General features: G+C 49.1%; 13 protein-coding genes. 9 read left to right on the top strand and 4 right to left on the bottom strand.

The window, feature by feature from the left end; translation table 11 throughout:
- Window positions 1-378 (bottom strand): radical SAM protein (locus NZ653_09645; GenBank protein ID MCS7287383.1); only part of this gene is annotated, 378 nt, incomplete at its 3' end.
- A complete protein-coding gene (locus tag NZ653_09640) occupies window positions 368-937 on the bottom strand; it encodes a response regulator (protein MCS7287382.1) in 570 nt (189 codons plus the stop codon). The genes NZ653_09640 and NZ653_09645, both read right to left, overlap by 11 nt.
- A 238-nt stretch (window positions 938-1,175) precedes the next feature.
- Between NZ653_09640 and ffh the strand changes: the two genes are divergently transcribed.
- From ffh to raiA, 9 genes are all read left to right on the top strand, one after another.
- Window positions 1,176-2,498 carry a signal recognition particle protein gene (gene ffh, locus NZ653_09635; protein MCS7287381.1) on the top strand — a complete coding sequence of 441 codons (1,323 nt, stop codon included), beginning with the start codon at window positions 1,176-1,178 and terminating at the stop codon, window positions 2,496-2,498.
- Between the two features lie 13 nt (window positions 2,499-2,511).
- Window positions 2,512-2,775: a 30S ribosomal protein S16 gene (gene rpsP / locus NZ653_09630; protein MCS7287380.1), complete on the top strand. Its 264-nt coding sequence runs from the start codon at window positions 2,512-2,514 to the stop codon at window positions 2,773-2,775.
- 94 nt (window positions 2,776-2,869) lie between these two features.
- A complete protein-coding gene (locus NZ653_09625) occupies window positions 2,870-3,097 on the top strand; it encodes a KH domain-containing protein (GenBank protein MCS7287379.1) in 228 nt (75 codons plus the stop codon).
- A gap of 83 nt (window positions 3,098-3,180) precedes the next feature.
- A complete protein-coding gene (gene rimM / locus NZ653_09620) occupies window positions 3,181-3,738 on the top strand; it encodes a ribosome maturation factor RimM (protein ID MCS7287378.1) in 558 nt (185 codons plus the stop codon).
- Between the two features lies 1 nt (window position 3,739).
- On the top strand, window positions 3,740-4,648 hold the full coding sequence (locus tag NZ653_09615; GenBank protein MCS7287377.1) for an RluA family pseudouridine synthase: 909 nt from the start codon (window positions 3,740-3,742) through the stop codon (window positions 4,646-4,648).
- A 51-nt stretch (window positions 4,649-4,699) separates the two neighbouring features.
- Complete coding sequence (locus NZ653_09610; protein ID MCS7287376.1) at window positions 4,700-5,626, top strand: ATP-binding cassette domain-containing protein; 927 nt, start codon at window positions 4,700-4,702, stop codon at window positions 5,624-5,626.
- Window positions 5,589-6,839 carry an ABC transporter permease gene (locus NZ653_09605; GenBank protein ID MCS7287375.1) on the top strand — a complete coding sequence of 417 codons (1,251 nt, stop codon included), beginning with the start codon at window positions 5,589-5,591 and terminating at the stop codon, window positions 6,837-6,839. The genes NZ653_09610 and NZ653_09605 overlap by 38 nt, the downstream gene beginning before the upstream one ends.
- A gap of 12 nt (window positions 6,840-6,851) precedes the next feature.
- Window positions 6,852-7,892 (top strand): undecaprenyl/decaprenyl-phosphate alpha-N-acetylglucosaminyl 1-phosphate transferase, encoded by a 1,041-nt coding sequence (locus NZ653_09600; GenBank protein ID MCS7287374.1) that lies wholly within the window; start codon window positions 6,852-6,854, stop codon window positions 7,890-7,892.
- Window positions 7,855-8,394: a ribosome-associated translation inhibitor RaiA gene (gene raiA, locus NZ653_09595; protein ID MCS7287373.1), complete on the top strand. Its 540-nt coding sequence runs from the start codon at window positions 7,855-7,857 to the stop codon at window positions 8,392-8,394. The genes NZ653_09600 and raiA overlap by 38 nt, the downstream gene beginning before the upstream one ends.
- Here the strand turns inward: raiA and NZ653_09590 are convergent.
- Both NZ653_09590 and mce read right to left on the bottom strand, forming a co-directional pair.
- On the bottom strand, window positions 8,364-8,849 hold the full coding sequence (locus NZ653_09590) for a hypothetical protein (GenBank protein MCS7287372.1): 486 nt from the start codon (window positions 8,847-8,849) through the stop codon (window positions 8,364-8,366). The genes raiA and NZ653_09590 overlap by 31 nt on opposite strands.
- Window positions 8,842-9,255 carry a methylmalonyl-CoA epimerase gene (mce, locus tag NZ653_09585; GenBank protein ID MCS7287371.1) on the bottom strand — a complete coding sequence of 138 codons (414 nt, stop codon included), beginning with the start codon at window positions 9,253-9,255 and terminating at the stop codon, window positions 8,842-8,844. Before mce ends, NZ653_09590 begins: the two co-directional genes overlap by 8 nt.
- Window positions 9,256-9,465 lie beyond the last annotated feature (210 nt).

Below are 9,465 nucleotides of genomic sequence, written 5' to 3'. Positions count from 1 at the left end.
ATCTTGATGAAAGCTCTGAGCGCCCAGGCTCAGGCGGTTTATCCCCACCTTTAAAAAGGTCTCAAGAGAGGATTTACCCACAGTGCCCGGGTTAGCTTCAAGGGTTATCTCGGCTTCCGGAAGAAGCCCGAATTTTTCCTTGAGGCTTTCTACCACAATTCCGACAAGTTCTGGCGGGAGAAGGGAAGGAGTTCCGCCCCCCAGATAAAGGCTTTCACCTGCTTCGGGTTCCGAAATTTGAGCCAGAAGGGATATCTCCCTGGACAGCGCTTCGATGTAAGGCTGGAACAAATGCTCAAGGCCAGCGTATGAATTAAAATCACAGTAGTGGCATTTCCTGCGGCAAAACGGGATGTGGACATAGAAACTAATGGCCATAGCGTTCAATTATCTCCTGAGCAATTTCTTTCATGGGACGGCGAGAATCACGGCTCAAGCGGTGGATAAAGAGGTAAGCTTCGGATTCCTTCATCCCTTTTTCCTTCATGAGGATGCGCTTGGCTTCCTCCACCAATTCCCTGGTTTTGAAAGCTTCCTCCAGGTTTTCCTTCTCTCTGCGGAGCTTATCCCATTCCTCGAAGCGTTTTACTGCGATCTCCAGGGCTGCCAGTAGCTCCGCCTCTTTCACTGGCTTTACAAGGTAAGCCATGGCTTCTGCCTCACGTGCCCTTTCCACTAGCTCCTTATCTCCGTAGGCTGTAAGGATTATTACTGGTATGGGGTTCTCCTTACGGAGGACATCGGCCACTTCCAGACCATCCATTTCTGGCATTTTTATATCAAGTATAGCCAAATCGGGAGAGGTGCAACGAGCTAATTCCAAGGCCTTTTTGCCGTTGGGGGCGGAGGCCACAACCTTATGGCCGGCTTCTTCTAAGATTTTCTTTAAGCCAAGCCTTATGATGGATTCATCATCGGCTATAAGGATTCGGAGCACGCTTTTCCTCCTTGAAGGAGCCTTTTTTATAAGTATACTCCGGTAAGCGGTGAGCACAAAGGTTCAGGGACGAGAGTTCCACCGGCAAAGGAGCTTTCGCCCCCTGGACCCCCAGAATTTTCCCGCTTGTGCTCCAGTAAAGGTCAGTAAAATCTTATGTGACGGAACACGCAAACTTGACCAACTTGCCTCTCGTGAGTAAAATTTTTAATCACTAATAAGGGGAATTAGAGGCCAGATGTTTGAAGCTTTAACTCAGAAGCTGCAGAGTATTTTTCAGAGGCTGGCTCGAAAGGGTTACCTTACCGAGGCGGATGTGGACTCCGCTCTCAAAGAGGTGCGTCTTGCCTTGCTGGAGGCGGATGTCCACTATCAAGTGGTTAAGGACTTTTTAGCCAGGGTAAGGGAAAGGGCTGTGGGAGCTGAGGTAATGAAAAGCCTTACCCCGGCTCAACAGGTGATAAAGATAGTTTATGAGGAATTGGTCAAAGTCCTTGGAGAAGGGGGTAAGCTCAGTTTAACAGGGCAGCCACCTCACGTTATAATGCTGGTAGGTTTGCAGGGCTGCGGTAAAACCACCACCGCCGCTAAGCTGGCCCTCAAATTAAAGAAAGAAGGCCATTTTCCCCTCTTGGTCGCAGCCGATACCAGACGTCCAGCAGCTATTGCTCAGCTGGAAGTTCTGGGACGTCAGTTGGATATTCCAGTATACAAAGAAGAAGCTTCAATTCCATCACCTCAAATATGCGTTAATGCTCTGAAAAAAGCGCGAGCAGACCTTCATACAGTAGTGATCCTGGACACCGCCGGCCGCCTTCACATAAACGAAGAGCTCATGCGAGAGCTGGAAGAAATAAAGAAAGCGACATCGCCGGCTGAAGTTATCTTAGTGGCCGATGCTATGACAGGTCAGGACGCAGTAAAAGTAGCTCAGGAATTCCACCATCGGGTTGGCCTTACGGGTCTTATCCTAACCAAGATGGATGGAGATGCCCGCGGTGGTGCAGCTATCTCCATAAGGGCGGTAACCGGTGTCCCAATAAAGTTTATTGGAGTCGGTGAAAAGCTCCATGCTTTGGAGGAGTTTCACCCCGACAGACTTGCTTCCCGTATTTTGGGCATGGGCGATGTTTTAACCCTTATAGAAAAAGCTCAGGAAGTTATTGATCAGGAGAAAGCACTGAAAGCAACTGAGAAGCTCCTTCAGGGCGAGTTCACACTGGAAGATTTCCTCACGCAAATAAAGGAGCTCAAGAAGCTTGGGCCTCTTAGCCAGCTTTTGGAACTCATTCCAGGCTTTTCCAGCCTAACGAGAGAACTCCCCCTTGAACTTACCGACCGTCAGCTTAAACGAGTAGAAGCCATCATAAATTCCATGACACCAGAGGAACGCCGCCGCCCTGAAATCATAAACGCCAGTCGTAAAAGGCGTATAGCCAGAGGGTCTGGTACTACTGTTCAGGAAGTTAACGAGTTGCTGGTCCAATTCCGTCAGGTTCAAAGGATGATGAAGGAAATGAAAAAAGGCCGGCTTCCAGGCCTCTTAAGATTCCTGTCGTAAAGGAGGTAACGCTTTGGTAAAGATAAGGCTCAGAAGAATGGGGATGAAGAAGCAACCCAGTTATAGAATCGTGGTATGCGATTCCAGAGCGCCAAGGGATGGCAAATACATTGAAAGTATTGGTTTCTATAACCCCCGCACCGAGCCAGATACAATCCAGATCAACGAAGAAAGAGCTCTGTACTGGCTTGGGGTTGGGGCACAGCCCACCGAAGCTGTTCTTAAGCTCTTTGAGAAAGCTGGAATCATGGAAAAATTCCGGCAGTCAAGAACGTAAATAGACCTGTCGGTCCCGGGTGGGGTCAAAATCCTTAAGCACGTCAGGAGGGGGTTCTACCATGGCAGCGGAAAGATCAACACAGGACATCTCCATGCGTGAGCTTGTGGAATACATCGCCAAGGCCATCGTGGATGAGCCTTCTAAAGTCCGTGTGGAGGAGGTTTCCGGACCTAACTCCACCATCCTTGAGCTCCACGTTGCCCCTGAGGATGTGGGGCGTATAATCGGCCGCAACGGGAGAATCATCAACTCCATGCGCACCATCTTGCGGGTCATGGCTGTCCGCCAGGGAAAAAGAGTTGTGCTTGAGCTTGTGTAATCGCTCCTCACCGTGGCCTCATCCGGACTCTTACCTTTAACCTCCTTCTGGCAAGTCCGGATGCAGGAGCTATCGTTAAATCTATGGGGAAGAAGTCAAAGCATCCCCACCCGGGCCGAAAGGTTAAATTTAAAGAAGGCTACCCGAAATTCGTAGCGATAGGGAAAATATTAGAGCCCTGGGGAGATAGAGGCGAAGTCAAGGTAGAAATACTCACGGATTTCCCCGAACGTTTTTATCTTCTGGAAAGAGTTTATCTCGGTCAAACAGCCCGGCCGCTGAGGGTAAAGAAAGTAAAGATTTTTAAAAGCCATGCAGTACTCCAACTGGAGGGATGCGAAAGCCGAGCTGAGGCCTCAGCCCTCAAGGGACAAATTCTCACAGTTCCTCTGGAAGAACTCATGCCCCTTGCGGAGGGGGAATATTACGAGTTTGAGATAATCGGCCTTGAAGTCTGGACAGAAGAAGGCCTCTACCTTGGCCGAGTGAAGGAAATAATCTACACCGGCGCTAACGACGTTTACGTGGTGGGAGGTCATGAAAGGGAGGTGTTGATCCCAGCCCTGGATGATGTAATAATCAGGATAGACCTTGAAGAGGGGAAAATGGTGGTAAAGCTCCCCGAGGGCCTTCTCTCTTGAAATGAAGGTAGAACTTATAGCGGAAGCGAGGTCCATAAGGCTTGATAAATTCCTGGCAGAAAAACTGAAGGACTTCTCTCGCTCTGCCTTACAGCAGCTAATCCGTGAGGGCTTTATCCTGGTAAATGGAATTCCAGCCAAGCCTGGCTATAAGCTCAAAGGAGGAGAGCATATAACAGTAACGATTCCACCCCCTCCCCCTCTGGAACCTGAACCTTTCCCTATCCCTCTGGATGTAGTATACGAAGACCGCTGGTTTATCGTTATCAACAAGCCAGCCGGTTTAGTTGTGCATCCTGCCCCTGGCCATACTTCTGATACTCTCGTCAACGCCATATTAGCTCGCTGGCCGGAGCTAAGGGGGATGGAAGAACGGACGAGGTTAGGAATAGTGCACCGCCTGGATAAGGACACTTCGGGATTAATTGTGGTGGCCAAGGATGACAGGACAAAGCTTGAGCTTCAGAAGCTGTTTAAAGAACGCCGGGTCCGCAAAATTTATCTGGCCCTGGTTAAGGGGGAGATTCATCCTTCCAGAGGTAGGATAGAAGCTCCCATTGGCCGGAGCCCGAAGCACCGGAAGAAAATGGCAGTAGTGGTGGGGGGGCGTGAAGCTATAACTGAATACAGGGTCCTGGAACGTTTCCCCGGCTACTCTTACCTTGAAGTGTATCCGGTAACTGGACGTACCCATCAGATAAGAGTGCACTTTTCCTATAAAGGTTATCCGATTGCAGGAGACAAAATCTACGGTCGTGGCCCTTCAATCCCAGGGCTCCATCGCCCATTCCTTCACGCTTACTCCCTTACTTTTGAACACCCTGTTACCCGGGAAGAGATGTATTTCAAAGCCCCTTTACCACCAGAACTTGAGGAAGTCTTGCGAAAGTTGCGCGTTGGGTTTAACTGATGCTTGCGATTTTCCTGGCTTGGGCGGTATAATGAGGGCACGGAGGCCTTAATGGTAATAGAAGTCCGCAACCTTGTCAAAAGATATGGCGAATTTGTAGCTGTGAAGGGCCTTTCTTTTGAAGTGAACAGAGGGGAAATCTTTGGACTCCTGGGGCCAAACGGCGCCGGAAAAACCACCACCATCCGCATCCTCATGGATATATTTAAGCCCGACGAAGGAGAGGTCAAGCTTTTCGGCCGGAAACCCTCTGAGGTTAAAGAGAAAGTTGGTTATCTACCTGAAGAAAGAGGGCTTTACCAAAGCCTTCAGGTTCTGGAAACCCTGGTTTATTTTGCCCAGCTTAAGGGGGTCCATGGCTCTGTGGCTAAGGAAAGAGCCATCAAATTGCTGGAAAAAGTTGACCTTCTGGACAGGGCTTACAGTAAAGTTAAAGAACTAAGCAAGGGAATGCAACAGAAGCTCCAATTTATAGCCTCCATAGTCCATGACCCCGAACTTATATTCCTGGATGAACCTTTTCAGGGCCTGGATCCGGTGAACGTAGAACTTATAAAGGGACTTCTCAGGGAATTACACGATGAGGGCAAAACCATTGTTTTGAGCTCCCATCAGATGAACCTCGTAGAAGCTTTGTGCGATCGCATACTCCTCATAAACCGAGGAGAAAAAGTTCTCTACGGTTTTCTCCGGGATATAAAGAGGCTCTTTGCCCCCAACAGTATTATGGTGAAGAGCCTACAGCCACTGCCTTCCATACCGGGAGTAACAGCCGTGGAGAGAAAAAACGATTCGTTTTTGTTAACGTTATCCGAGGGGACTTCTCAACAGGGTGTCCTTAAAGCTTTACTGGAGGCGGGGGTTGAGATTGAGGCTTTTGAGGTAGCCCCGGTGTCTCTGGAGGAAATTTTCGTTAAAGTGGTCAGGGAGGGAAGAAAGGGTGCAGCTTTCCAAGATCTGGACAGTAGCTCGGCATGAATTTTTAACAAACATCAGAAGGCCTGGTTTCATAATAATGACAGCCATTGTCCCGGCGCTGGCTCTAATTGGTCTGCTCATAGGGGCCTTTGGAGGTGAATTTTTCAGAGGTGTGGGCAGATCCTTGGAGAGCTTCTTTGAGGGTGGTTCAAGGAAAATCGGGATTGTGGATGGAACCGGCCTCTTTACCCCCCTTCTCCCTGAGTATGAAGAGAGTTTTACTTTATTAAAAGAGGAAGAAGAGGCCCGTAAAGCTCTTAAGAGGGATGAACTGGACGCAGTTCTGGTAATCCCACCGGATTACATTGAGACTGGCACGGTGAAACTTATAACCAAAGGTAGCAGTTTTGAAGCAGCCATTGTTGAGGATTCAAGGAGGTTCAGAAGCTTCTTTATTTTTCATCTCCTCCGGGGAAAGGTGGAACCTGAAATCAGCCGCAGAGTTTCAGACCCCTTAAAAGTTCAGCCAGAAATTCTAAGCAACGGGGGTAAAGCACAGGGAAGTGGGCCCTGGAGCTTTGTCTTCATTTTCATCGTCCCATACTTCCTCAGTCTTATGCTGATTATGACAATTTTTGTATCTTCAGGCTACTTGCTTCAAAGCATAGCCGAGGAGAAAGAGAACAGGGTGATGGAGATAATCGTCTCTTCAGTTTCCCCTATGGAACTATTGCTGGGGAAAGTTATAGGCCTTGGAGCTGTTGGCCTTACCCAGGTTATGGTCTGGATCCTAACCGTCCTGGGATTCACCACAGGAAGCGTTCTGTTGCTTGCAGTTTCGGCTTTCTCTCTGCCAGTTTCAACCCTTGCTCTCGTCGTCTTATATTACATTTTGGGTTTTAGCCTCTATGCCTTCCTCATGGCTGGTACTGGCTCCTTGGGGGCTACCATGCGGGAAAGCAACCAGCTGGCCGGGGTTTTTGCCCTGTTTGCCGCTGCCCCTTATATACTTAGTGGCTTCTTGATAGCCAACCCTAATTTGACCATAGCCAGAATTTTGTCTTTCTTTCCCCTCACCGCCCCCACCATGATGCTTTTCAGATTACCCCTCGCGCAAGTCCCCTGGATAGATATAGCGGGAAGCCTTGTAGTTCTCGTTCTTTCTCTCTTCATAGCTATATGGCTTGGTGAGAAGCTGTTCAGGGTGGGGATTCTAATGTACGGCAAACGCCCTTCTGTGAAGGAAATTTGGCTGATAATCCTTGGCCGCTGAAGGGTATAAATGATGACTAATTACTTTTTGATTTTCGTCAGTGCTCTTCTCATAGCCTTTGCGGGAACTCCCCTTGCCCGCAAGCTTGCGCCGAAGCTCGGTTTTATGGATTACCCATCTTCCAGAAAGGTTCACGCGCACCCCATGCCCAAACTCGGAGGGGTAGCTATCTATGGGGCTTTCATCCTCGCCATTATCCTCGCCGGTAACCGCTTCTACATACCTCAGCTTTTCAGTATCCTGTTAGGCGCAACAATCGTTTCCTTCATGGGTATATGGGATGACCGATGGGGGCTGAGGCCTCTGGCCAAATTAGCAATTCAGGTCATCGCTGCCTTGCTCCTTTACATGACGGGGGTGAGCGTCCAACTCTTCCCTTATCATTATCTTAACTTGTTGATCCACCTCCTCTGGGTTGTGGGTATAACCAATGCTTTGAATTTATTGGACAATATGGACGGTCTTTCAAGCGGCGTGGCGGTTATAGCATCGGCTTTCTTTCTCCTCTTGGCGGCAATGAACGGTCAGGTTCTTGTGGGCGCGCTGGCAGCTGCCCTCCTGGGAGGCTGCCTGGGCTTTCTCTTTTACAATTTCAACCCCGCTACCATATTCATGGGGGATTCAGGAAGCCTCTTCATAGGCTTTGTGCTTTCCGCTGTGGGCATAAAATTGCGTTTCCCCCAAAATATTCCAGCTGTCACCTGGATGGTTCCTGTGGTAATTCTGTGGGTGCCAATATTTGATACCACTCTTGTAGTGCTGTCACGCCTTCGTCGGAGATTGAACCCGCTTACCAATCCGGGTAAAGATCATCTTTCTCACAGGCTCGTAGCCATGGGGATGAGTAAAAGGGAAGCCGTTATGGCTATTTATCTTATGAGCGGAGGGCTTGGGCTTTTAGCCCTTTTCATTACCCAGGCTTCTCTTTACGAAGCTTGGGCCATTATGGGGCTGCTTATCGTTCTATCCATCTGGGGCCTCTGGAAACTAGAAAAAGGATGGAAAGGAGGTAGTTATGGATATGGAGATAAGGATAAACGCCAGGAACATTGAAGTGACAGAGAGGCTCAAGGAATACCTGGAAAAGAAACTCAGGAAAATGCCTCGCTATCTTCCAAACTTGCTGGAGGCCAAAGTGGAGCTTTCCCGACACGACACAAAAAACGCCAAAGATAGCCATCGGGTTGAGATAACCTTGCGAAGCTCAAGGGCTTTTATAAGAGCTGAAGAGACCTCTGCCGATATCTTTGCAGCCGTAGATGCGGTGGTGGATAAACTTTACCGCAGGATTGAACGCTATAAGGGTAAGCTGTACGAAAAGGGACGGGGCCGCTTCCAGGAAGAGATTCCAGAGGAAATAGTTGAGGAGACCCCCAGGATTGTAAAGGTTAAAACTTTTCCTATCTCCCCCATGTCCGAGGAAGAGGCTATTGAACAGATGGAACTCTTAGGCCACGATTTCTTTATCTTTATAAATGCCGAAGATGGTCAGATAAATGTCATTTACCGCCGCAAAGACGGCAATTACGGCCTTATAAAGCCAGAGGTAGCTTGAGCAGAAGCCTCCTCCAGCCGCCGGGGCTGATGGGTTTTCTTCCATTCTTCAAATAGCTTGTCAAAGTGCGCCTTGTGCTCCACGTAAAAACGGTCAAAGGTATCAAAAGCGTTTTGCACAAGTTGTTGAAACCTTTCCCTGGTTATAATGCTTTTCACCAGGGTAAGGTCAAAATTTCCGATTTTGTCGGGCAGCATGGCATAAATGGAATCCGCTATGAGTTTCTTATCGGCCCCGCGAAGGCGCTCATATCCTTCATCCACGGCTCTTTCCCCCAAGCGGTAAGCGGCACATATCCCGTAAAAGATAAGAGGCAGAAGGGCTGCTTCAATCTGAGCCTCAAAGGGGTATCCCTGCCTTCTGCTCTGCAACCAATTGTAGAGAATAACCATGAGGACAAAGAGAAGGAGAGCCCCGGCAAAAGCGGCTAAAATGGTGAGGGCTAAATTAACCAAGGTTTTCCTCCCTTTGGTAGAGTTCCAAAAGAACACCATGAAGGCTCTTGGGGTGAACAAAAGCCATCTTTCGGCCGTGAGCCCCTATCCGGGGTTGTTCATCTATAAGTTTGACCCCTTTACCGGCTAAATCTTGCAGGGTTTTTTCCAGATCTTCCACTTCAAAACAGATGTGATGTATACCTTCGCCTCGCTTTTCCAGAAACTTGGCCACGGGGCTTTCGGTAGATAGTGGCTCTAAAAGCTCAAGCCGGGTTTCCCCCACTGGTAGAAAAGCGATGCGAACCCCCTGTTCAGGCACCTGCTCCACACCCTTCAGCTCAAGGCCAAGAAGGTCTCTATAAACTCTAAGGGCTTCTTCAAGGCTGTGGACTGCAATAGCTATGTGGTCAATCTTCATGGCCATAGCTGTCCTCCCTGAAAGGTTATTTACCATAGTTTAACATGCTGGGATTAAGGCTGCAAAACGGCGATAGTTTTTGAGCCTGGGGATCGTTATCAGAAGGTTTTGGGGGACGCCCCCAAATCCCCGGGATGGGGGCGTGGGCCCCCCCCACCCACCCCAAATAAACCACAGCCAGGCTCAAAGTTTGTGTCAACAGGGGGGGGCACAGCC

This window comes from Anaerolineae bacterium, from assembly GCA_025062375.1.
GTDB lineage: Bacteria > Chloroflexota > Anaerolineae > SpSt-600 > SpSt-600 > SpSt-600.
This window is presented reverse-complemented; position numbering and strand designations above follow the sequence as displayed.

Excerpts from the sequence above, each read along its gene's own strand:
- ffh (MCS7287381.1), top strand. The coding sequence starts at position 1,176 with ATGTTTGAAGCTTTAACTCAGAAGCTGCAGAGTATTTTTCAGAGGCTG.
- NZ653_09625 (MCS7287379.1), top strand. The coding sequence starts at position 2,870 with ATGCGTGAGCTTGTGGAATACATCGCCAAGGCCATCGTGGATGAGCCT.
- rimM (MCS7287378.1), top strand. The coding sequence starts at position 3,181 with ATGGGGAAGAAGTCAAAGCATCCCCACCCGGGCCGAAAGGTTAAATTT.
- NZ653_09615 (MCS7287377.1), top strand. The coding sequence starts at position 3,740 with ATGAAGGTAGAACTTATAGCGGAAGCGAGGTCCATAAGGCTTGATAAA.
- NZ653_09610 (MCS7287376.1), top strand. The coding sequence starts at position 4,700 with ATGGTAATAGAAGTCCGCAACCTTGTCAAAAGATATGGCGAATTTGTA.
- NZ653_09600 (MCS7287374.1), top strand. The coding sequence starts at position 6,852 with ATGACTAATTACTTTTTGATTTTCGTCAGTGCTCTTCTCATAGCCTTT.
- raiA (MCS7287373.1), top strand. The coding sequence starts at position 7,855 with ATGGATATGGAGATAAGGATAAACGCCAGGAACATTGAAGTGACAGAG.
- mce (MCS7287371.1), bottom strand. The coding sequence starts at position 9,255 with ATGGCCATGAAGATTGACCACATAGCTATTGCAGTCCACAGCCTTGAA.